Genomic DNA, 22,786 nt, shown 5'->3' on the forward strand with positions numbered 1-22,786 from the left:
CGGTACATTCACGGCCGCCCAGCGGTGGGCAGCGCGATCTCGAAGATCGCCCCGCCGGTCTCGGAGCGGTAGATCCCGAGCGTGCCGCCGTGCGCGTGCACGATCCGCTGCACGAGGTAGAGACCCAACCCCGTCGATCCGCCGCCGCTGGTGAACCGCTGGAGCGCTCGCTGCGCGGCCGCCGGGTCGAGCCCAGGGCCCTCGTCGGCGACCATGACCCGGCCGTTGCCCACGCTGACGTGCACGACCGGAGCGGTGTCCGGCAGGTGGCCGTGCTGGATGGCGTTGCCGATCAGGTTCTCGACCGCGCGCCCGATCATGTCCGGGTCGGCGTCGACCCTGGTCGGCACGGCCGCGAAGGTGATCCGGGCGCCCTCCGCGGGGATGTCCTCGACGACGGCGGAGACGAGCTGGTCGAGCTGCACCGACTGGATGGCGAGCTGCTGCACGCCGGCTTCGAACTTGGCGTACATCAGCTGCGTGCCAACGATCCCGCCCATTCTCTTGGCCAGCCGCACGACGCGCGGCAACACCTTGCCCATGCTCCCCGGATTGCGCATCGCGGTGTCCGCCAGCGCACGCAGCCCGGTCACCGGCCTCTTCAGGTCGTGCGCGATGCCGTTGAGCATCTCCTCGTGCTGTTCGAGCGCGATCGCCGCGGGCCTGATCGCCAGTCCGGACAGATAGTGGCAGGTGCCACCGAGCGCGCCGATGAGGATCACGCAGCCCAGCGCCACGAGCAGCACCCGCCGGTCGTGCCGATCGTTCTCCTGCTGCGCGTCGATGTGCGCGACGACCGCACCGACGTACGGTCCGTTCGCGCTGGTGAACGGCTGGGCATAGACCCGCACGAGCTTGCCGTCCATCGCGCGCACGTAAGCGCTTTGCGGCACACGTTCGCGCACCGCGTCCGCGGCCATCCCGCTGAGCACCGCCAGATCGACGTCCACGCAGGACACACCGCTCCGGTACGGGTCGAACTTCCCCTCGCCGGCCGGGATCACCGCGAACTGGGGGCACTCGACCGTGATCGAGTCGCCGAAGAGCCCGCTCGTGTCGAGCCTGTCGCCGGTGAACTCCAGCAGCCGCACCACCAGCGGGGGAACCCTGCGCAGGTCCGCGTCGAGTGCCTGCTCACCCTTCTGCTCGTCCATGTCGATCATGAGCCACGCGACCAGCAGCACCCCTGCCGCGTTCAGCGCCGTGAACAGCCCGGTGAGCAACCACCTCAGCCCGCGCAGCCGCGCCGCGGCCCCGGTCACCGTTCGGCCTCCAGCCGGAAACCGACGCCGCGCACGGTGTGGATCAGCTCCGGTTCGAGCAGCTTCTGCCGCAGCCGTTTCACGACCTTGTCGACGACGTTGGACATGGGGTCCGTGCTGGTGTCCCAGCAGTGCTCGATCAACTCCGCCCTGGTCACGGTCGTGCCAGCCCGCGCGATCAGGTGTTCGAGCACCGCGAACTCCTTGTGGCTGAGGGTGAGCAGCACCCCGTCCCGGCGCGTCTCCCGGCGCGCGCAGTCGACCTCGAGGTCCGCGTGGCGCAGCACGGACGGGCGAGCACGCCCCGCCCTGCGGCACATCGCCTGGACGCGCGCGGTCACCACGGCCATGTCACACGGCTTGACCACGTAGTCGTCACCGCCGTGGTCGAATCCGGCCACCCGGTCGGTGACGCTGTCCAGCTGGGTCAGGAACAGCACGGGGGTGGCCCAGCCCTCCTTGCGCCGGCGATGCACGTACGTGATCGAGTCGCCGTCGGGCAACAGCCTGTCGAACACGACGCAGTCGTAGTCGTTGCCGGCCAGCGCCCGGTCGGCGCCCGCGATGTCGGCCGCGTCGTCGACGTCGAAGCCCGCGGCCTCCAGCTCCACCACCAGGGCGACGCGCGTGTCCTCGTAGTCCTCGACGAGCAGCACGCGCGGCGGGACCCCTCCCGGCGGTCGTGTCATCAAATCCTCTTGTGGTGATGAAGAGGGACGCAATTCGATGATCTTCCACGTACTCGGCCCACTCGAGGCGCACTCCTCCACCGGCGCGGTCGTCGATCTCGGCACCCGCAAGGCCGGGACGGTGCTGGGGGTGCTCCTGCTGCACCCTAACGCCTGGGTGCGCACCGATGAGGTCCTCAGTGCGACGTGGCAGGAACAGGCCGTGCCCGCGGAGGCGAAGGCGAACCTGAAGACGTACGTGTCCCAGCTGCGGCGTGCGCTGCCGCCGTTCGGCGACGGGAACCGCATCGAGGCCCGCCCCGGCGCGTACCGGTTGAGGGCCCGCACGGCGCGCGGCTTCTCGGCTCGGCTGGGCGCACTGGCACTGGCACTGGCCGGAGCAGACATCCGGACGATGCCGCGGGTCCCGCTGGACGTGCTGATCGTCGACCGGGCGTTGACCGTGCTGCCCGCCGAGCGCGGCGACTCGGTCGCGGCGTTCGAGCTGGCCTGCATCGTCACGACCACTGTCGAACTCTTCGAGCGCGTGTGGCGGACCGCTGTGCCGTTCAGCGCGTCGGTGGCGGCGGGGGAGGTGACGGACCGGGAACGCGAGCTGCTCACGTTGCTGTTCGCGGGCCGCACCGACGAGGCGGCCGCGGCGAGGCTGAACCTTTCCGTTCGTACCGTCCGCCGTACGGTCTCCCAGCTCATGGACCGGCTGGGCGCGCGCAGCCGGTTCCAGGCAGGCGCGAAGGCGGCCGGCCGGGGCTGGCTGCTCGACCACGCCGGTTGATCGGCTAGCGTCGGCCAACGTGCGCGTCCTGGTGACTGATGACGACGAGAACATCCGTTTCGCCGTGGAAACCTCGCTGCGAGGAGCGGGTTTCGCCGTCGACGTAGCCTCCGACCTGCCCGAGGCCGACGAAGCGCTGTTCGTGAACACGTACGACTGCGTGATCTTCGATCGCATCCTGCCCTCCGGGGACGCGCTGCACTACGTGAAGCAACGCAGGCGGGACGGCTGCGGAGCGTCCGTGCTGTTCCTGACCGGCATCGACAATCCGGTCGAGGGTTTGCCCTACGGCGACGACTACCTGGTCAAACCGTTCGCCATGCCGGAGCTGATCGCGCGGGTGCGCAGCCTGTGCCGGTTGACAGCCCTCACGGCACCGCTGGTGCTGCGCCACGCCGACGTGGAACTGGATCTCGGCAGGCGCACCGCCACCCGAGCGGGCCGGGCACTGAGCCTGACGGTCAAGGAGTTCACGGTGCTGGAACGCCTGGTGGCCGCGGGCGGGCGGCCGGTGCGCCGCGAGGACCTGATCGCGGCCGCGTGGGACGCGGAGGTGAGACCGGTGTCGAACGTCCTGGACGTCGTCATCACCGCGCTGCGGCAGAAACTCGGTCCTCCTGCCTTGGTGCAGACTGTGCGCGGTTTCGGCTACCGCTGCGGCTGAGTTCACGGTGGACCCTCACACGGCGTGCAGCAGGCGGTGCTGGCGGTCGTCCAACGCGGTCGCGGTGCGGGTGGCTTCCTCCCCGAGGCGCGTGGTGAATTGTTCTTCAGTCCACTGTGGACGTGAGTGGAAGAGTGCCGCGGCCGCCCGCACGGCGGCGGGCAGACCGCCGGTGCGGCGGACCACCTCCCGCACGACGTCGTCGGCGGATGCCCTGGTGCCGGAGCGGAACAGGGCGGCGGTCTGCGCCGCGGGCAGTGGTGTCAACGTGATCGGCTCGATCGCGTCCAGGTGAAGCACACGGGTGCGCGCGGTGATCACGACCATGCAGCCGGCGCTGCCGGGCAGCAGCGGGCGGACCTGGTTGCTGCTCGACGCGCCGTCCAGGACCAGCAGCACGCGACGACCGGCCAGGTGCGCACGCCAGGCCGCCGCTCGTTCGACGACGGTGTCAGGGATGTCGCGCACGCCCGCGGCTCGCAGCAGCCGTGCCAGCAGCACGTCCGCACCGAGCGGCTCGCCATCGGGGGAGAGGTCCACGAACAGCTGACCGTCCGGAAACTCCCCGGCGATCCGATGGGCGACGTGCACCGCGAACGCGGTCTTCCCGACACCCGGCATCCCGTCGATCACGACCACAGGCACGGTGGTCCTGGCCGACCGGCTCAGCCCTGTCAGCCTCGCCACCTCACCGGAGCGGCCGGTGAAGTCGGGCACGTCCCTGGGCAGGTCGCAGCGGACGCGCCGGGTGGCAGGCTCCGCGAGGGCGTGCCGATGGGCCTCCACGAGTGCTCGACCGGGGTCGACCCCGAGTTCGTCGGCGAGCACGCGCCGTGCGTCGTCGTACGTCGCCAACGCCTCGCTGCGGCGGCCTGCCCGGACCAGGGCCAGCACGAGCCGTGCCCACGGTCCTTCGCGCAGCGGGTCCGCGGTGGTCAGCTCGCGCAGCAGGGCGATCGCCTCGCGGTGGCGCCGCACGGCGGTCAACGCGTCGGCCAGGGTCTCGCGGACCTCCCAGCGCAGTTCCTCCAGCTCCGCCACCACCGGTGCCACGACCTCGTCCGGCAGCTCGGCGAACGGCGTGCCGCGCCACAGCGCCGCCGCGGTCTCCAGGTGGCGCACCGCGTCCGCCGCGTCCCCGCGCGCCATGGCGGTCCGCCCGTCCGCGACGCGCCGCCGGAAACACTCGGCGTCGACCTCATCTGGTGCCGCGCACAGCCGGTACGCGCCCGCCCGTGCCTCGATTCTGGGTCCGCTGTCCTGCGCCGGAAGGAGATCATGGCGGATCTGCCAGATGTAGCTCTTGATGTTCGACAGCGCGGACCGCGGCGGCACCCGATCCGGCCAGATCGCCTCGACCAACCGAGTGCAGTCCACCCATTCGCCCCTGTTCAACAGCAGCGTGGCCAGCAGTGCGGAGGCCTTGCGCGCGATCCGCCGCGGCCCGTCCCCACCCTGCACCCGCGTCTCCAATGGCCCCAGCACGTGGAACAACACCTTCGCACCTCCGGTCTCCCCTGCGATCACGGTTCGAACTGTCACAGGGGGACCATGAGGATTTGATGACACCGCGCGTCAGGCCTTGCAGGTCGCCCCGCGGATCGGCTTGGGCGGGGTTTCCAGCACACGCTTGCCGTCAGTGGCCTGGACGAGGAAGCAGTATTTGCCCGCGCCCTCCACCGGGACGCGCATCGAGCGGTCGCGGGCCAGGAGCACCTGCGGTTTCTGGTTCTCGGCCGCGACGACGACGGCGAACGTGAAGCCGTCCGGGGCCTGCCAGGTCAGGTCGACGTGTGCCCCGCCGTCGACCGGATCGGCCAGCGTGAGCGTGACCGGCGCGGCGGCGGAACTCGTCGTGGTCGTGGACGCCACCGACCGCGGGGCGCCCGGCTGGTCGTGGAAGAGGCTCGGCAAGGTGACGAGAGCGGTGGCGGCGGCAACGATCCCGACGACCACTGTCCTGGCGCGGAGCCGTCCGCGCTTCTCGGGCGCCTCGGGTTCGGGCACAGCGGGGTCTGGTGCGGCGTCTGGTGCGGCGGGTTCTGTCTGCGGCTCCAGCATCTCGGCAAGCTGCCGGACCACGACGCCGGCCGTCGACGGTCGGTCCGCTGGGTCCTCGGAGAGGAGGCGTCGCACCAGCTTCACCAGCTCGGCCGGGCCCTCCGGGTTCCCCTCACCCGGAGCGGAACCCGTCAGCGCGAGGTGCAGCACGACGCCGATCCCGTACAGGTCGGACCGTTCGTCCATCGTGCCGTCGCGCCGGGTTTCCGGTGCGGTGTATTCGGTTTCGGCCGGTGGGAACGCACGGCGCAACGCCGTGCCGAAGTCCGCCACCATCGGCGCGCCGGACGGGTGGAACAGCACGTTGTGCGGTGTCAGTCCACCGTGGACGACACCGGCGCGGTGTGCGGCGGCGACGGCCGTGGCGACCGTGTGGCCAACCGCCAGGGCGTCGGCCGGAAGCAGTGCGCCGCTGTCCGCCACCAGTCCCGCGAGCGATGCCGAGCACAGCTCCATCTGCAACGCGGGCTTGTTGTCTCCCAGCCGCATCACCTCGTCGACCAGCAGGATCGGCGCGTCGCCGCGCAGAGGGGCCAGCGCCGTCTGCTCGCGTTCGAACGCGTCGATCACCTGCTCGTCCACCGGCGGGTATGCCTTCAGCGCCAGGTAAAGGCCGCCGTAAACCGTTGCCACGGGACCGGTGCCGATGAGTTCGAAGTCGTCTCCACCGGTCATCGCGCGTGCCTCCCCGATGCGCCGACGACGCGAGCCGCCTTGCGCGACGCCGCCGCGGCCTCGACCGGCCGGCCGGCGTGGGTCAGCACCTCGACCAGGCGCAGCCAGGTGCGTTCCCGTTTCGGGTCCTCCGCGGTGAGCGCCTGGAGCAGCGTCACGGAGCCGGCGGTGTGGTCCATCGCCATGAGCGCGTCCACGAGGTGGTCCAGCGCCGCCCACCGCAACCGCGTCAGCCGATCCGTCTCGGCCCGGCTGTGGTAGGTGTTCAGCGACGCGAACGGCGCACCGCGCCACAGGTCGGCCGCGGCGCGGAAGCAGCGGGCGGCGGTCACCGGGTCGGTGGGCAGCAGCGCGCGTCCATCGTGGACCAACTGCTCGAACACGATGCTGTCCAGCTCACCCTCGCCGATGTTGAGCCGGTACCTGCCGCCCATGCTCTCGATGCGTGCCGACGTCTCGCCGAACAGCGGTGTGCGCCTGCACAGGTCGTGCACGTGCGGCCACAGCTCCTCGGCCGGAGATGTGGAGGTCCGGTCGGGCCACACTGTCTCGGCGAGGCTTTCGGCGCTCACCCAGGTGTTGGGGCGCAACAACAACGCGGTCAGGACGTGCTCCGACGCCCCGACCGGGATGTCGGCCCTGCGGCCGTCCATGTGGACGACTTCGAGCGGTCCCAGTACGCGGAACAGCATTTCCGTCACCTCCGTCACCTCTCGATCGGCGACGGTAAGGAGGGGGTGTCCAGAAGCGGTTCATTCACGTTGCACTCGTTCTGCACTGGCCGGTGTGACGGTCCTCGTCAGGCATCTACCGAAGCGAGGAGTCATGGAAGAGTCGGGCAACGGCAGCAACCTGAAGCGCGCGGCGCTGTACGGCGTCGCGGGACTGATGACGGCCGCGATCGGCGCGTCGGCGGTCAACGTGCTCGCGGCGGAGGACACGAAGCCGGCGGCGCAGTCGGCGCCGTCCGCCACGCCCAAGCCGGCGGAGCCCGCACCGCCCCCGGCACCGAAGCCGGTTCCTGTTCCGCAGACGGAGACCGCGCCGCCCGCACCGTCCGCGCCGGAGCCGCCGCCCGCGCCTCCGGCCGCGCAGCCCGTCGCGCAGCCTGCCGCGCCGCGTGTCGTGCAGCCGGTGGTGCAGAGGCCGGTGGTGCAGAAGGCGGTCGTGGCTGCCGTCGAGGCCGAGGAGCCGCCCGCGCCGCCGCGGGTCGTCGCCAGTTCCCATGCGCAGGCGAGCGGGACGGGGAAGGCAGAGGTCGCCGTGCACGTGTCGCCCTCGAAGCCGTCCTCGAAGCCCGTCAAGAAGCCCTCACCGACGGATGAGGCGCTGAAGAAGGCGAAGTCCGAGGCGACCGAGGCGAAGAAGAAGGTCAAGACCGCCGAGAAGCAGCTGAACGAGGCGAAGAAGGACTACGACAAGAAGAAGGGCGAGATCAAGAAGATCCAGGAGAAGAAGAAGGAGGAGACGAAGAAGCCGAAGCCCAAGCCGCCGGTCGAACCCGTGCGGACGGTGAAGACCTCGCACGACATGGAGAAGCGGCTGAAGGTGTCGAGCAGCAAGCACAAGCCCGGCAAGAAGGTGACCATCACCGTGTCGTCGTCAGCGCACAGCGGGTGAGCGGCATGCCCACGAAGCGACTCTCGTTCGACGAGTACGGGTCCTCCACGGCGGAGGACGAGTTCACCGAAGAAGCCGAGCCGTCCTACGACTCCTACTACGTGGTTCTGCCGGAGACGGTCTGGAAGTCCGAAGTGGACTCTTCGCCGGTCGAAGTCGAGGACTCCGCCGACGAGGACGACGACTACAAGCCGCCACGGCGTGAGCCGATGAGCACCGCCAAGGCCGGCAGCATCGGCGGGATCTCCGCGGCCCTGGTGGCGGGAGCGATTCCGGCCGTTGTCGTCGACCTGCTACCGGCCGCCCTGGCGGGTGGCCTCGCGGCGGGCCTGTTCGGCGGGCTCATGGGTCGTTCCCTCGGAATCGAGCTGCAGCAGCGCAGGGCGCGCAGGCGGGAGGCCGAGCGTGAATTCTAAAAGGATGCGCAGGGCGGCCCTCTACGCCGCGTCGGGCGGTCTGCTGACCCTGGCGTTCGGCGCCCTCGGCGCCCAGGAGGCGGAGGCCGCACCGAAGTCGAAACCCTCCACTGCGCGCCAGGCCGTGCCGAAGGCCAAGCCGAAGCCCGCTGCCAAGCTGAAGCCTGCCGCGAAGTCCAAGGCTGCGGCGAAGTCCAAGCCTGCCGCGAAACCGAAGGCCGTGGCGAAGACGAAGCCTGCCACCAAGTCCGTGGCGAAGCCGAAGCCCAAGCCTGCGGCGAAGTCCACCGTCAAGCCGAAGCCGCAGGCGCAGAAGACCAAGCCGGCACCGAAGCCCAACGCGGCCAAGCAAAACCCGGCATCGAAGCCCAACGCGGCCAAGCCCAAACCGGCGGCAAAGTCCACGACCACGCCGAAACCGCCGCTCAAGGCGGCACCCAAACCGAACGTCGTCCCGAAGCCGCCCCCGCCCAGGCCCTCGCAGAACCCGGCACCGAAGCCTCGGGTGGCGTCGAAGCCGACCACGTCCACCAAGCCGAAACCGTTGCCGGCCAAGCAGGAGCAAGCGCGCCGACAGGCCGCCGACGACCTCGCCCGCACGGCGGCCGGCCGGCAGGCCTACGCCGAGTCCCAACGCCCCAGCGGCCAGAAGTCCACCGCCAAACCCAAACCCCTCACTGCGACCCCAGCCGGGGCCAGGCAGAACCAGCCACGCCAGCAAGCCGCGAACGATCTGAGGCGCACCGCGGCGGCCCGCACCGCGTACGCCGAATCCCAACGCGCCAGCGGCCAGAAACCCAGCACCAAACCCGCCCCCGTCATGCGCTCCGCGGCGGTGCGTGCGCCGCAGCCGGCCAAGCAGGACCAGGCCCGCCGACAGGCCGCCGAGGATTTGGCTCGTACTGCGGCTGGTCGTCAGGCGTATGCGGAGTCTCAGCGTCCGAGTGGCCAGAAGCCCACCCCGAAGGCCGCTCCGAAACCCGCGCCCAAACCGTTGTCCCAGTCACTGCGGCTGGCCGAAGCCGCCGCGGAGACCCAAGCCCTGACCGAACGTCAGATGCGGGCGAAACGGCAGGCTGCCGAGGATTGGGCTCGGACCGCCCCAGGTCGCGCCGCCTATGCCGAGTCCCAGCGTGGTGGCGCGCCCGGTACTGCGGCCAAGCGTGCGGCACAGCAACGAGCCGCCGAGGATCTCGCCCGCACGGCGGCCGGCCGGCAGGCCTATGCGGAGTCCCAGCGGCCCAGCGGCCAGAAGAAGCCCACGATCAAGCCCGCGCCCGGTCCCAAGCCGCTGTCTCAGTCGTTGCGGTTGGCTGAGGCCGCCGCGGAGACCCAAGCTCTGACCGAACGTCAGATGCGGGCGAAACGGCAGGCTGCCGAGGATTGGGCTCGGACCGCCCCAGGTCGCGCCGCGTACGCCGAGTCCCAGCGTGGTGGCGCGCCCGGTACTGCGGCCAAGCGTGCGGCACAGCAACGAGCCGCCGAGGATCTCGCCCGCACGGCGGCCGGCCGGCAGGCCTATGCGGAGTCTCAGCGGGGCGGCGCACCGGGTACCGCGGCCAAGCGTGCTGCGCGCGAGGAGCAGTTGCGCATCGCGCAGGGCATGGTGGACTACCACGACGCCATCCAGGGCAAGCCGGTGGGGCAGCGTGACGCCCAGGTCGTCGAAAAGGTGGACGACCAGCACACGCGGGTCACCAACGCGCGTACCGGCCAGTCCGCGGTGCACAACATGCCGCTCAGCGGCTACGTGCATCCGCCCAAGACGGTCGAGACCGAGGTCACGACCGTCACCAACAACGAGATCATCAAGACCAAGAAACCGGTGACGGTCAACGAGTGGCGCAAGCCCTCCGACCCCCGGTACGCCAACGTGTCGATCGGCCAGACCAGCGAAGGCCTGCCGGTCGCGGTCTCGCAGGGCCCTCTGCCGAAAGAGATCGAGCACAAGCTCAGCCAAAGCCGGTTGCAGCGTCCGGAGGAAGCCAAGTCGACCGCGGACGGGCGGCGGGTCACCGTCTTCCCGCGCAAGGAACAGTTCGAGCGCAACTTCGACGACCTGGAACGGCAGTGGGGCCAGTCGGTCAAGAACGGCAAGGTCCAGCTCGGCCAAGTCGGTGAAGCCATCGCCGGCACGGCCGCCCTCGCGGCGGACGGCACCGTCGGACTCGGCCTGAGCAACACCTACGGCACCGGGAAGGACTGCCTCGGCAGCGGTAAGAACTGCGGCGACATGGCAGTCGAGGCAGGCCTGGCGGTGGTCAGCGCGACACCGCTGAAAGGCGCCGGCGCAATCAAGCCCCTCGTATCCGGCGTGGCACGGAGCGGTGACGACGCCCTGCGCGCCGCACGAGGCATTGACGAAGCATTGGGAGCCAGTGACGAGATCGCCCAGGCCGGCCGAGCCGCGCGCAACGGCAGGACCACGGAAGCACCGCGCCGCACCGCACCGCGGGAAGACCCGCAGCGCACCCCGGAGTCGCCCCGCACCGCACCGCGCGAAAACCCACAACGCACGTCCCCGCAGCAGCCCAGCCGCGTAAGCCCGGACAAACCGGTGAACCCAGGGTTCCGGCAGGCTCCGACCGCCGCCGCACTCGGCCTCGCCGCCACCGGTGTCACCGCGATCCCGGACGCGCCGGACAGGCCGGAAACCCCGTGGCGCCCAAGTGACTCACCAGAACACAGCGCCCCGGACGGACCGCGCAAGCCGGCCGCCGAGCCCGACCGCGAAGCCCCCACGACCGGGGACCACGAACCGCGCTTCGACGACCCGGCCAACCCTTCGAGCCTGCCGGACCCAGAGGGCCCGGAGAGCCCGCGCAGGGCGCCTGGCGGCGACAACCCGATCACCCCGGAACGGCCGCGGCAGGGACCGTCCACACCGGAGAAGCCCGAGAATCCGCCCGCATACCGGAGTTCGAACAACTCGACGGCCGGCGACAACAACGCGCCGGAACCCGCGAACGCGGAACGCCCGCAAGCGGAGGCGGACGCCCCGCGGGAGCCTGCCCCGGACAGGGCGGCCGGAGAGAAACCCGGAGCCGCCGCGAGCTCCCCATCAGCGGGCGACGGCACGTCCACTCCGAAGTGGTCGTCGGACGATCCGTTGGTGGGTGACCTCGCGAACGCGATCGACGACGAGTCGCCCGGAATGGTCACCGGAGTCAACGTTCCGGCTTATCGGCCGAACGGCACCTTGGCCACCGACTTCGACATCGAGACCACGAACGCGGTGATCCAGGTCAAGGCGGGCAGTGGCCGGGGTGCTCTCACCCAGGCGAACAACACTCGTGCCGTGACCGGTAAACCGGTCATCATCTATGGGCCGAACCTGGGCTGGAAAATGCGGCAGAACCTGACCGATGCGGGTTTCGAAGTGGTCACGTCGAAGGAGCAACTCCTCGGCATTCTGAAGGGCAAGGAGGACGACGGTGTGGAGTGAGGTGGTGGTCTTCGTTCCCGGCGCCGATGCGAAGTCGGCTCGCAGGCGCCTCACGGCCGGCATGAGTCCGACCGTGGTGGATCGCGGAGGGCTGCACGTCCTGGTCCACGGCAAGCCTGTGGAGGTGTACTTCGACGAGCCCACCTGGGACTCGTACACGCAGGATGAGCAGGAGCACGTGCGCCGACTGCTGCCCGACGCGGAGCCGGTGCTGGTGCTGTTCTTCGACCGCGAGGCGTTGGTCGAGGTGCTCCGGATGTTCCAGGAGACCGAGGCTTATGTGGACGACGGTCAGCCAGGGGACCTCGTGCTGACGAGCCTTGCACAGTACGTCGGCTGAGCTGGTCGTGATGTGAAGCCCGTCTGAGCGTCGTGAATCACCTCATCAGACGGGCCGAACATCACCGGCTGACGCGGCGGGGGACCGACACCAGCCCGCGCCCGGTGGTCAGTGGCAGGTCGAGTGCGGCGTCCACGACCGCAGGAACGGCGTTGACCAGGCGCATGGCGGTGGACGACACGTTCTCCGCGTTCGCCAACGCGATCGACGTCAGTCACGAGATCTGCGAGGACAAGGGGACGCGCGCGGAACGGACGGAAGCGCTGCGGGCGCTCGTGCGCATCGCCGACACCGAGTACTTCGACGACAAGCTCGACTACGCGTTCGACCTCCTCGATCTGGTCGCGGTGCTGGTGGAGACCTCCGAACCGGAGGCGGTCGAGCTCGGGTTCCGGCTCTTGCAACTGGAACGCTCTCCGAGGGTGGTTCGCCACGCCGTTGGGATCGTCACCCGCGGCTCTCAGGAGGAGAGCAAGGCGTTCGGCGAGTACCTCGCGCTCGTCGGCGAAGACCAGACCCGCAGTTGTGTCGAGGAAGCTCTCGCACACCGAGCTCGTTGAGGCGAAGGGCTGATCGAACGCCTCACCGTAGATCGACAGGACCGTCTCAGCGGAGTCATCCACGAGTATCACTATGCCGCTTAACCTGCATGGATGAGGTTTTCGGCACGCACAGGACCAGGCTCGGCTTGGCCCCCACGCGCGATCAGGGCTTGAGCCGGACCGCGAGCGCAGGGGCACCAGACGGCTTGAAGTTCGCCCACGCCGCAGGGTCGCCCGTGTGGTAGATGGTCGCGTTCGGGCTTGCGGTGAAGACGTCGGCGTCCTGCCTCGGCTGTGTCGAGCCGAGGTAGACCGCCGTCAGGACGGGGTTGCCCCTTACCGCGCCCGGTCCGAGCCGGGTGACGCCAGGTATGACGACCGTGGTCAGCTTCGCGTTGTTGGTGATGGCGTTGTGCCAGACCGTGGTCAGGCGCGGGGCGTGGACCCATCGCAGGTTCGTGAAGCCGGTGACCGCGTTCTTGTCCATCTCGGTGAGGGCGGGCAGGCGCAGCCCGATGAGCTTGCCGTTGAGGTCGAAGCAGTTGATGCCCAGGTACTCCAGCTTGGGCAGGTTGACCGAGATCAGCTCGTGGCTGTCGTTCAACGCGTTGCGACCGAGCCGTCGCAGCTGAGGCGCGGTGAAGTACTGCAGACGGGAGGCGTCGTCGAACGCGAAGTCGTCGACTTCGGTCGCGTTCGGCAGGATCACCTTGACCAGGTACTGGTTGCGGCGGAAGGCGTCGTGGGCGATGGTGCCGGCGCTGGGCAGGTGCATGACGCTGAGCTTGGCGTGCGGGGCGTGGCCGAACGCCATGACGCCGATCGATCGCGCGCCACGCAGGCTCACCTCGCTGAAGTTGTGGTTGCTGAACGCACCGTCGGGCACTGCGTCCAAGTCGTCGAGGACGAGTTGCCTGACCCAGGTGTCCCACCAGCCGTTGTACCAGAGGTAGGGGGACTTGCCGCCCTGGGCCTGCTGGCCCGCGCACGGCAGCCCGGACACCGGGGTGCATTCCCGTCCACTTTGGATGCTGCGCAGGTTGTAGACGTGGAGCCGGGTGAGGTTGCCCAGGCCGAGGTCGCGGTGCACGCCCTGCAACGCGGCGAGGTCGGCGTCGGAGAGCGCCGTGCCGCCGGTGAGGTACAGCGCGATCCCGGTCGCCTTGGCGAGTTCCGGTTTGCGTTCGGCCAGGCGCGCCTTGAGGGCGTTGGCAGTGACGTTGTACTGGAACGCGACGGTACCCGCGGGCAGTTGGTGGTCACCGGGTTTGCTGGGCCGATAGCTGTAGCCGTCGTCGCGGCGCAGGTCGGGGTCGGCGGCGAACACCGGATCTGGTCCGGGATCGGCGGTCGGATCCGCGGGCAGCGTCCCTTCCAGGTACGGCAGGCTGCCGTCTCGAACGGATTTCTGCTCCGCACGTGGAGTGGTGGAGGCCGGCGACGACGTGAGCGTCGTCGCCGGTGGGCCTGAGGCGACCTCGGATTCGGCTGTGGCGAGGTTGCCGGCCGCGGTCGGCCCGGAGGACTTTCCGCCCGAAATGAGGACGACCGCTCCGGCGCACGACACGGCGAGGACGGCTCCGACAACGGCAAAGAGGGTTTTTCGCTTCATATCGGCTTGTGTCGCTGCTTCGGAGTCGGGGGTGATGTGAACGCTAACATCGAGGCGTCGCCGTCAACAAGGTCGACTTCGGCACGCTGGATCCGACACGCCGCTGGGTTCCATTGCGAGCGAGGGAACCCAGCGGCGCGGTGGGCCAGATGTCGCCGGTCCTGGTGTCCGCGGCTATCCCAGTGTCCATCGCTGATTGCTGCCGCCGTGGCACGTCCACAGCTGGACCAGCGCGCCGTCGGCAGTGGACGCCCCGGTGACGTCGAGGCACAGTCCTGACTGGACACCGGTGATCGAGCCGTCGGAGTTGCGCAGCCACTGCTGGTTGGTCTGGCCGTTGCAGGACCAGATGATCACCTTGGTGCCCGCGCTGGTCTGGTTGTTGTAGGCGTCCAGACACATCGTGCCGCCGCCGACGGTGAGCTGGTTTCCGGTGGTGTAGGTCCAGTTCTGGGCCGGCTGGCCACTGCACGGCCAGATCCGCGCCTGGGTGCCGGCCGTGGTGCTGGGGACGTTGAGGCACTTGCCGGCACCGACCGCGCGCACCAGCTTCAGCGCTTCGGTCCGGTTGCGGGAGCCGAGCCTGGTGTGCAGGTCGCACAGCAGGCGGAACATCATGCGTTCGGAATAGCCGGTGTCCTCCGCGATCCGGCCGACGCTCACCTCGTTTGCCGGGTCGCGAAGCCAGCCGATCTCCTGCTGTGACAGGTGGTCGGCCGGCGCGGCGTTCTCCGCGCCCTGGTTCGCTACATGGCAAGCCGCCGAACGGCTCCATGGCGCGTAGTCCCCGCTGTTTATGGGGCTAGTGCAACTCAGCCGCCAACTCGGCGATCTTCAGTCCCTCGTAGCGGCGAAGCAACTCGCGAATACCGTTGGTGCACTTGGAGCGGCGCATGATCTTGACGGCTCTGGCTGTCGACCGGTCCTTAAGCCGATCCTCGGTGGGGTGATCAACGAGTACGAGCCTGTAGCGGCTTGATGCGCAGGTCAGGCCTATCGAGCCGTGTTTTGGCACCCCGCACGCCAACGCGGACCTCACGAACCGTCCACCGCGGAGTGCCGGCGTTCGGCCACCCAGGCCGCGAGCTGCGCGCGGGAGGCGAACCCGAGCTTCTTCAGGATGCGTTCGACGTGTCCTTCCGCGGTCCGGCGGGCGATCACCAGACGGGCCGCGATCTCCTTGTTGGACAGCCCGTCCGCGACGAGCTCCGCTACCTGCTGCTCACGGCGGGTGAGCGGGCTCGGCAGCGACTCGAGCGGTGGCGTGGCGCCCTGCTCTTCCTCGAACGCGAACGCCGGCAGGTCGTCGAGCGCGAGGTTCTGACCAACGGCAAAGGCGTCAGCGAACGCCGCATCGCCCATCGCCTCGCGGATCCGTCGCGCGCACGCGTCGTGTTGAACGACCAGGTGCCGATACGAGGTGATGGAGGCACCGATGTCGGTCCAGCGCGCGGCGGCAGCACCCAGCAGCGTGGCGGCCCGGCGGTGGCGTTGCTGATCGGCCGTGATCCACGCCAGCAGCTCCAGGCACAACGCGGTGCCGTACCGGTCGTCCGCTCCGCACGTCAGCTTGATCCGCAGTGCCCGGAGGGACTGCTCGGTCGCCTGGGTCAGGTCGCCCAGGAGCCAGTGGTTGAGGGCATTCGGCCAGATCACGAAAGACAGGTGGAGACCTTCTCCTCGGTGTGCGGCGATCGTCAACAGTTCCCGCACGCAGGAGTCCGCTCGCTCGTGCTCGCCGGCCAGGGCGGCGGCCGACGCCTGCGTGAGCAGCACGTTGAACCTCAGGTCCAGGTCGAGGTCGAGGTCGTGGGGCGGCACAGCGGACAGCATCACCTCGGCTCGTTCTAGGGTTTCCATCGCCTTCTCCAGGTCGTTGGCGTGCAGCGCGGCCAGTCCGCGGAGGAAGGCGGCGTAAGCCAGGACGAGAGGAGCGCCCGTCTCTCTCGCCAGGTCCTCGCTCTGTTCCACCAAGCGCATCCCGGCGGCTGTGTCCCCCTGCCAGAAAGCCAGCTGACTGTTGACCATGAGCGCCCTCGCGCGCAGCACCGTTCGCCCGGTGGTCTGGGCCAGTGCGCGGTCCAGCCACCGTCTGCCTTCGCTGAACAGGCCCCTGGCCCGCCAGTACAGCCGTGGCACGGCCACGGCGAGCCGCAGAGCCGCCTCGGCCTCGCCCGGTTCGGTCAGGCAGAACTCCACGGCAGCGCGCAGGTTCGGCTGTTCACGGCGGAGGCGGGCGAGCCAGTACCCGTACCGTTCGGTGGACGTCTCGTCGTGCGCCCGGTCCAGCAGCTCCTGGTACCAGTCGCGGTGCCGCCGGCGCAGCAACGCCTCCTCGCCGGCCGAGCGCGCCTTGTCCTGGCCGTAGTCGCGAATCGTCTGCAGCATCCGATACCGCGCCGTCCCGCCTGCCGAGTCGCCGCGCACCAGCACCGACTTGTCCACCAGCGCGGCCACGAGCTCCGGCAGCTCTGTCAACGGCACGTGCTCGTCCGCGCAGACGCCCTCGACGGCGTCGAGCTCGCACCCGCCCACGAACACCGACAGCCGTGCCCACAGGACCCGCTCCGGCTTCGCGCACAGGTCGAAGGACCAGTCCATGCAGGCCCGCAACGTCCGCTGGCGTTCCGGCCCGGTGCGGCTCCCCCGCGACAGCAGGGCGAACCGGTCGGTCATCCGCTCGAGGATCTGCTGCGGGGTGAACACGCGCAGGCGGGCGGCAGCCAGCTCGATCGCCAGCGGCAGCCCGTCCATCCCGCGGCACAGCTCCGCCACCGCGCAGTGGTTGTCGTCGGTCAGCTCGAACCCCGGCACGGCCGCGGCGCCCCGCGCCAGGAACAACGCCACCGACTCTGACCGGATCAGGTCCGCCCGGCTCGTGCGGCGACCGGGATCGGGGACGGGCAGCGGCGGCACCCCGTACACCACCTCGCCGAGAATCCCGAGCGGTTCCCGGCTGGTCACGAGCAACCGCAGCCCGGGGCAGCCTCTCAGCAGCGCGTCCGCGACGATCGCACAGCACGGGATCAGGTGCTCGCAGTTGTCCAGTACGAGCAGCAGTTGCCGGCCGCGGAGCCACTCGACGAGCGCGTCCAGCGCGCCCCCGTTGCCGGGCTCCGGTTGTCCCAGGGTCGCGCCCACCAGGTAGGCGAGCATCTCCGGGCCCTGGACTTCCTGGGTGAGCAGGCCGGCATCGCGCAGCTGCGTCATGTCCACGAACCACACCCCGTCACGGAACGCCCGCCGCAACGCCGTGCTCGTCCGCAGCGCCAGCCGGGTTTTGCCCGTGCCGCCGACCCCGGTCAGCGTGACCAGCCGTGACTCGCCGAGCAGTCGCTTGACCTCGTCGAGCTCACGCCGCCGGCCCACGAAGCTCGTCAGCTCGGCCGGGAGGTTCCCGGTCGTCCGCATCGCCCACCTCGCTCCGTCGGGAGCCGCCTCCGGGCACATGAGACCTGAGCATGGCGATCGGGTCAACCGGCTGCACGCCACCGATCCCGTTGACAGGCAACACTTTTGGTCCAATGTGGTGAACCGGCCTGTTCCGGGAGACCTTCTGCTCTCCAAAACCTGTCGAGTACGGCCCTCGTCTTTGTTCAGCTGGGTGGTTGGTTGGTTCTGCTCGCCCGGTCTTCGGTGGCCAAGGACGTCGAGTTGCTGGTGTTGCGGCATGAGGTCGCGGTGTTGCGTCGTGGTAATTCGGCGTCCGCGGTTGGATTGGGCTGATCGCGCGGTGCTGGCCGCGTTGACGCGGCGGTTACCGGTGTGGCTGCGAGAGCACCGATTGGTATCTCCGGCCACCGTGCTGCGGTGGCATCGGCGCTTGGTAGCGAAGAAGTGGACCTACCCGAACCGGACTGGGCGCCCGCGGGTCGATGAGACCGTCGTGGCGTTGATCGAACGGATGGCGCGGGAGAACACCGGCTGGGGTTACCGCCGGATCCAAGGCGAATTGCTGAAGCTCGGCCACCGGACGGCCGCGTCGACCGTGCGTCGTGTGCTGAAGCGGCTTCGGATTCCGCCCTCGCCGACTCGGGACTCCGACACGTCGTGGCGTCGGTTCCTGCGCGCCCAGGCGGCGACCATGGTGGCATGCGACTTCTTCCATGTGGATTGCGTGGTCACCTTGAAACGCGTGTACGTGTTCTTCGTGATGGAGGTCGGCACCCGCTATGTCCACATCCTCGGCAGCACTACCAATCCTGACGGGCGCTGGACAACCCGTGTCCGCGGGCGAACTGCTACGCCGAACGTTCGTCGGCACCTTCAGACGCGAGCTCACCGACCGACTGCTCATCATCAACGAGCACCACCTCGATTGGCTGTAGGTCCGTGCGTCGCCGGCAAGCACTCGACGGCTTGATCAACGAGTACGAACCTGCGGCAGCCTGATAGGCAGGTCAGGCCCACCGGACCGCGTTTTGGCACCCCGCACGGTCTGTCCAGGGTGGATGGTCAGGTCGTAGATCTGACACTCCCACACGATGACGCGGTTCGGTAGGTGGTGCGGTAGTGGTCCTGGAGTCACTGGCGACGGTGTCGAGCCACGCGAGTGTGCACCTACCCACGGTTCCTGTTTGCGGGCGCGGCGCGCGACGTGTTCGCTGACGACCACCGATGCGCGAAGGTTGATCAGACCACCAAGCTGCATCAGGCCTAGTTTCTGGAAGAACCCGTTCTCCTTCGGGAGTTTGCGATCTTTTCCTGAAGCTCCGCGGTTTTGGTGCTCGCAGATCGTGGTAGGTGGTGAGTGCTTGTTGCCAGTGCTGTGTGGCCTTGTCGTGCTCGCCCTGCCGCTCGTGGACGTCGCCGAGGCCGGCGTGTGCGCGGGCTTGTTCGTATCGTGCGCCCAGGTTGGTGGCGGAGGCGAGCGCGTCGAGATGGTGCTGACGGATAACTTCGGCAGGTGCTCCTGCGGCAGCGTGGGTCTCGGCCAACCCGTTCAGCGCCATGGCTTCCAGTTGCGTGCCGGAGAAGTCGCGAGCGGCGGCCAGCGCCTGGCGATGGTGCTGTAGCGCGCTTTCGTAATCGCCCAGGCGGAGGTGGATCGTGCCGAGGCGGTACATGGTCTGCACCTCGAGCACGGGGAAACGCGAGCATCGGGCGATGTCCAGCGCTCGGTGGGCGCAGTCGAGTGCGTCGCGATACCGGCCGATGTCGCGGTATGCCCCGGCGAGGGCGTAGGAGGTCTTGAACCGGCCAGGTGGGTAGTCGTGGCCATCGGCGATGGCGAAGGCCCGTTGCAGGTGCGGCAGCGCGCGCTCGGGCTGAGCCTGGCGCAGGTGTAGCTGGCCGAGGGTGGTCAGCGGCCATTGGGCCATCAGCCGCTGATCATGTTCGAGGAACAGGCCGGCCGACCGGCTCAGGTGCCGGATCCCGTCCTCCGCCCGGCCCGCGAATCCGCACAGCGCGCCGAGATGGTTCAGCGTGGTCGCCTGGTAGATCGGCGCACCAGCCTTCTCGTGCAGGGCGAGGGATTCCTCGAAGCACTGTTCTGCCTCGCTCAGTCGGTGCGCACAGAGGTGCACCAGGCCAAAAGTGCGCAGCGCGATCCCCTCGGCGACGAGATCGCCGTGCTCGCGCGCGGTGTCGAGCGCTTTGCCTTGCAGTTGCTTGGCTTCGTCGAGGTACATGCCGACGTCGAAGTACCACGACAGCACCCTGGCCAGGCTGGTGGTGCGGGCCGGCAGATCCTGCGCGGCGGCCTCGGCGGCGCGCACCAGGTTGGCGCGCTCGGCGTCGAGCCATCGCAGCGCGGAGTCGTAGGTGGACAGGTCCGGCGCAGCGGTGACCGGCGGACCGACCTCATTGATCTCGTTCGGCGCGATGAACCGCACAGCCTGTGCCGTGGTGCGCAGGTAGTAGTCGAGCAGCCGCGCGAGTGCGGCGGTGCGCTCGGCCGGTGTGTCGGTGGTGTTGGCGAGTTCGGCGGCGTAGGTCGCGAGGAGATCGTGCAGCACGTAACGCCGGTCGGCGGTCTCGTCGACGAGATTGGCTCGTTTCAACGTGTCCAGCAGACGCCGGGTGGTCCGCAGGTCGCCACCCCCGGTGAGCGCGGTGAGGCCGTAGACGTCGATGTCGCGTCCGGGGTGGACGCCGAACAGGCGGAACAGACGCGCTGCCTCGGGGGCGAGGCCGCGGCAGGAGGAGTAGAACACCGCGCGCACCGAGGTGTCCGGATCGTCGCCGCTGTCGAGCAGGTCGAGCCGTGCCTGTTCGTCGGCGAGTTCGGCGACGAGTGCGGCGAGGTCGTGCGGGTGCTCGCGGATCCGTTCGGCTGCGAGACGCAGAGCGAGCGGCAGGCGGGCGCACCGTTCGATCAGCTGCTCGGTGGCCTCGGGCTCGGTACCGCAGCGGTCGCCGAGCAGTTCGGTGATCAGACGGTGGGCTTCGCCGGTGGACATACGGTCGAGGTGCACGCGCTGGGCGCCCTCGCGGGCCACGAGCCCGCCGAGCGAGTCCCGGCTGGTGACCACGACGAGGCAGCCGGACGAGCCGGGCAGCAGCGGACGCACCTGAGCGGCGGAGCGGGCGTTGTCCAGCAGGATCAGCAGCTTCTTCCGGTCGACCGCCGTCCGGAATCGCGCCGCGCGTTCGGTCGGGTCCTGTGGAATGGCGGCGCCGTCCACCTCGAAGGCACGCAGAAGGCGGCGAGTGCGTCCTGCGGCGACAGAGGCGGGTCGGGACCGTATCCGCGCAGGTCGACATACAGCTGGCCATCGGGGAACCGGTCCTTGACGCGGTGTGCCCACCGCACTGTCATGGCCGTCTTCCCCACGCCGGCGGTACCCACGACGACCACTATCGGCGCCTTGCCCAGCAGCTCGTCCAGGCGAGCGAGCCCGGCTTCGCGCCCGACGAACCCGGATGTGTCGTGCGGTATCTGGGCCGGCACGGCGCGAGCAAGTGGTGACGTGCCGAGCTCGACAGGTTCGCCGTGCAGGATCCGGACTTCGAGGGCCCGCAACTCCGCTCCGGGATCGAGACCGAGTTCTTCGGCCAGAACGTCTCTTGCACGGCGATAGACCGTCATGGCCTCGGCTTGCCTGCCGCCCTGGTATAGCGCAGTCATCAGCAGACAGTGCAACCGTTCCCGCAGCGGATGCCGGTGCACGAGCTCGGTCAGTTCGCCGGTGATCTCGCCGTGCCTGCCGCAGCGCAGCTCCGCGGCGTAGAGGTCCTCGATCGCCACAAGCCTGCGCTCGGACAGCCGGTGGACCTCTCCGACCAACTCGGGCACGTCCAGGCCTTGGTACGGCGTGCCGCGCCACAGTTCCAGCGCCTGGCGGATCAGCTCCGCGCCCCGCCGTGGATCGGCTCCGTTCGCTTCGTCGAGGAGAGCGTCGAACCGGCGGGCGTCGAGATCATCAGGACGTACCCGCAGGCAGTAACCGTCCGGGCCGAACGACAGTCGTTCGGGATCGTCGAGCGCCGCCCGCAACCGGTGCACATGGACCTGGAGGCGCTGCACGCTGCCGTCGCCCGCCCTTTCACCCCAGAGCGCGTCGATGAGGACATCAGTGGGCACCGGTTCGTTCGCGCGCGCCAGCAGCACGGCCAGCAGGCTCCTGCGCAGCGCACCGGAGATCGTGACGACGTCGCCACCGCGGTACATCCGCAGCGGGCCCAACACGTCGAACCGCATCCCACCGCCATCTTCTCCCCAGAGGCGTCCAGCTCGGCAGGACCCAGCCTAGAGGAAACGGCGGTGCAAGCACCGGGTAAGCACGGCAGCGCAGCCTGATGCCCAGTCCCGACAGACGCAAGGGGAGAGGGTGCACATGTCGCTCGAGAGCCACGACACCACATCGAAGTACCTGCTGGACACTGGCTCCGAACTGGGCCGCGCGCAGATGGACCACCTAGAACAGCTACTGGATCCGATCAGCACAGCGTGCCTCGACGAGATCGGGGCCGGCCCTGGCTGGCGATGCCTGGATCTGGGCGCGGGCGGGGGCTCGATCACCCGCTGGCTCGCCGAGCGCACCGGCTCCACGGGCACGATCGTCTCCGTGGATCTGGACACCGCCTACCTCGTGGAGCGGCCGGGCATCGAGGTGCACCAGCACGACATCAACGAGGGCCTGCCGGTGGACGGACCGTTCCAGCTCATCCACACCCGCCTGCTGCTCATGCACCTACCGCGCCGCGTGGAGATCCTCAAGACCCTGGTCGACGCGCTCGCACCCGGCGGCTGGCTGGTGGTCGGCGAGTTCAGCGACCGCCCACTGCGAGTGCTAACCGCGCCAGGCGACGGCGACGAGCAGGTGCACGACCACGTGCTGGACGTGGGACACAACACCGTGGCGCGCGCTGCGGGTGTCTCCTTCACCTGGGCGCACGAGGTCGACCGGCACATGGCCGAGGCCGGACTGACGAACCGCCACAGCCTGGCGCACGCGCGGACCACAGCGGGCGGCACCACCGCCTGCCTGCTCAACCTCAACTACGTACGGCAGCTCGAGACACCGTTGCTGCACGCCGGGATCACCACCGAGGAGCTGGGGCGGTTCCGCGACCTGATGCTCGACCCGCGGTTCCGCGCCTGGTCGTATCAGTTCGTCTGCACCTGGGGCCAAAAGCCCGTCTGAGCGGGTCCCTCCGAACGACCGTGGTGCCGGGCGGCAAAGCGCCCCGCCACCCGCTCGTTTAAACACAACAAGCCTGACGCGGGCCGGTGGGGCT

At 69.4% G+C, this 22,786-nt stretch carries 19 protein-coding genes; 9 read left to right on the plus strand and 10 right to left on the minus strand.

The genetic code is table 11. From position 1 onward, the window contains the following. Positions 1-8: 8 nt before the first annotated feature. Positions 9-1,262: a sensor histidine kinase gene (locus G7043_RS40285; protein WP_313888318.1), complete on the minus strand. Its 1,254-nt coding sequence runs from the start codon at positions 1,260-1,262 to the stop codon at positions 9-11. After that, entirely contained in the window at positions 1,259-1,951 is a 693-nt protein-coding gene (locus G7043_RS40290; protein WP_207312382.1) for a response regulator transcription factor, read from the minus strand. The genes G7043_RS40285 and G7043_RS40290 overlap by 4 nt, the downstream gene beginning before the upstream one ends. A 37-nt stretch (positions 1,952-1,988) precedes the next feature. Here G7043_RS40290 and G7043_RS40295 point away from each other — a divergent pair, with 37 nt between their 5' ends. Together G7043_RS40295 and G7043_RS40300 are read left to right on the plus strand one after the other, a co-directional pair. Beyond that, positions 1,989-2,726: a LuxR C-terminal-related transcriptional regulator gene (locus G7043_RS40295; protein WP_166053985.1), complete on the plus strand. Its 738-nt coding sequence runs from the start codon at positions 1,989-1,991 to the stop codon at positions 2,724-2,726. A 19-nt stretch (positions 2,727-2,745) separates the two neighbouring features. After that, the gene (locus G7043_RS40300) at positions 2,746-3,390 is read left to right on the plus strand and encodes a winged helix-turn-helix domain-containing protein (RefSeq protein ID WP_166053986.1); all 645 of its coding nucleotides are present in this window, start codon (positions 2,746-2,748) and stop codon (positions 3,388-3,390) included. Between the two features lie 15 nt (positions 3,391-3,405). On the opposite strand, the gene G7043_RS40305 is transcribed toward G7043_RS40300, so the two are convergent. The 3 genes from G7043_RS40305 to G7043_RS40315 are packed head-to-tail and all read right to left on the minus strand — an operon-like array spanning position 3,406 to position 6,818. Beyond that, complete coding sequence (locus tag G7043_RS40305; protein ID WP_166053987.1) at positions 3,406-4,917, minus strand: AfsR/SARP family transcriptional regulator; 1,512 nt, start codon at positions 4,915-4,917, stop codon at positions 3,406-3,408. Between the two features lie 48 nt (positions 4,918-4,965). Then, positions 4,966-6,126: a serine/threonine protein kinase gene (locus G7043_RS40310; RefSeq protein WP_166053988.1), complete on the minus strand. Its 1,161-nt coding sequence runs from the start codon at positions 6,124-6,126 to the stop codon at positions 4,966-4,968. After that, the gene (locus tag G7043_RS40315) at positions 6,123-6,818 is read right to left on the minus strand and encodes an AfsR/SARP family transcriptional regulator (RefSeq protein ID WP_242643234.1); all 696 of its coding nucleotides are present in this window, start codon (positions 6,816-6,818) and stop codon (positions 6,123-6,125) included. The genes G7043_RS40310 and G7043_RS40315 overlap by 4 nt, the downstream gene beginning before the upstream one ends. A gap of 133 nt (positions 6,819-6,951) precedes the next feature. Between G7043_RS40315 and G7043_RS40320 the strand changes: the two genes are divergently transcribed. The 5 genes from G7043_RS40320 to G7043_RS40340 all read left to right on the plus strand — a co-directional run bounded on the left by G7043_RS40320 (position 6,952) and on the right by G7043_RS40340 (position 12,507). Beyond that, positions 6,952-7,746: a hypothetical protein gene (locus G7043_RS40320; RefSeq protein WP_166053990.1), complete on the plus strand. Its 795-nt coding sequence runs from the start codon at positions 6,952-6,954 to the stop codon at positions 7,744-7,746. Between the two features lie 5 nt (positions 7,747-7,751). Continuing rightward, positions 7,752-8,162, plus strand: a complete 411-nt coding sequence (locus G7043_RS40325; RefSeq protein ID WP_166053991.1) for a hypothetical protein — start codon at positions 7,752-7,754, stop codon at positions 8,160-8,162. A 4-nt stretch (positions 8,163-8,166) separates the two neighbouring features. Continuing rightward, positions 8,167-11,607, plus strand: coding sequence for a hypothetical protein (locus G7043_RS40330; RefSeq protein WP_166053992.1), 3,441 nt, complete (start codon positions 8,167-8,169; stop codon positions 11,605-11,607). Further along, positions 11,597-11,947, plus strand: a complete 351-nt coding sequence (locus tag G7043_RS40335; protein ID WP_166053993.1) for a hypothetical protein — start codon at positions 11,597-11,599, stop codon at positions 11,945-11,947. Before G7043_RS40330 ends, G7043_RS40335 begins: the two co-directional genes overlap by 11 nt. 152 nt (positions 11,948-12,099) lie before the next feature. Beyond that, complete coding sequence (locus G7043_RS40340) at positions 12,100-12,507, plus strand: hypothetical protein (protein WP_166053994.1); 408 nt, start codon at positions 12,100-12,102, stop codon at positions 12,505-12,507. A gap of 145 nt (positions 12,508-12,652) precedes the next feature. Here the strand turns inward: G7043_RS40340 and G7043_RS40345 are convergent, their stop codons facing one another. From G7043_RS40345 to G7043_RS40355, 3 genes are all read right to left on the minus strand, one after another. Further along, positions 12,653-14,101: a leucine-rich repeat protein gene (locus G7043_RS40345; RefSeq protein WP_166053995.1), complete on the minus strand. Its 1,449-nt coding sequence runs from the start codon at positions 14,099-14,101 to the stop codon at positions 12,653-12,655. Positions 14,102-14,275: 174 nt separating this feature from the next. Then, a complete protein-coding gene (locus tag G7043_RS40350; protein ID WP_390829279.1) occupies positions 14,276-14,764 on the minus strand; it encodes an RICIN domain-containing protein in 489 nt (162 codons plus the stop codon). Between the two features lie 372 nt (positions 14,765-15,136). After that, the gene (locus G7043_RS40355) at positions 15,137-17,512 is read right to left on the minus strand and encodes an ATP-binding protein (RefSeq protein ID WP_166053996.1); all 2,376 of its coding nucleotides are present in this window, start codon (positions 17,510-17,512) and stop codon (positions 15,137-15,139) included. A 475-nt stretch (positions 17,513-17,987) separates the two neighbouring features. Between G7043_RS40355 and G7043_RS48930 the strand changes: the two genes are divergently transcribed. Continuing rightward, positions 17,988-18,464 (plus strand): hypothetical protein, encoded by a 477-nt coding sequence (locus G7043_RS48930; RefSeq protein WP_242643213.1) that lies wholly within the window; start codon positions 17,988-17,990, stop codon positions 18,462-18,464. A gap of 37 nt (positions 18,465-18,501) precedes the next feature. Here G7043_RS48930 and G7043_RS50180 read toward each other — a convergent pair whose 3' ends face one another. Together G7043_RS50180 and G7043_RS40370 are read right to left on the minus strand one after the other, a co-directional pair. Next, positions 18,502-20,577, minus strand: coding sequence for a tetratricopeptide repeat protein (locus G7043_RS50180; protein WP_166053997.1), 2,076 nt, complete (start codon positions 20,575-20,577; stop codon positions 18,502-18,504). A 71-nt stretch (positions 20,578-20,648) separates the two neighbouring features. Beyond that, positions 20,649-21,746 (minus strand): AfsR/SARP family transcriptional regulator, encoded by a 1,098-nt coding sequence (locus G7043_RS40370; RefSeq protein ID WP_166053998.1) that lies wholly within the window; start codon positions 21,744-21,746, stop codon positions 20,649-20,651. A 136-nt stretch (positions 21,747-21,882) separates the two neighbouring features. On the opposite strand from G7043_RS40370, the gene G7043_RS40375 reads away from it, so the two are divergent. Next, on the plus strand, positions 21,883-22,692 hold the full coding sequence (locus G7043_RS40375; RefSeq protein WP_166053999.1) for a class I SAM-dependent methyltransferase: 810 nt from the start codon (positions 21,883-21,885) through the stop codon (positions 22,690-22,692). The last annotated feature ends 94 nt before the right edge of the window (positions 22,693-22,786 follow it).

The organism is Lentzea alba (genome assembly GCF_011067745.1).
GTDB classification, from domain to species: Bacteria; Actinomycetota; Actinomycetes; order Mycobacteriales; family Pseudonocardiaceae; genus Lentzea; species Lentzea alba.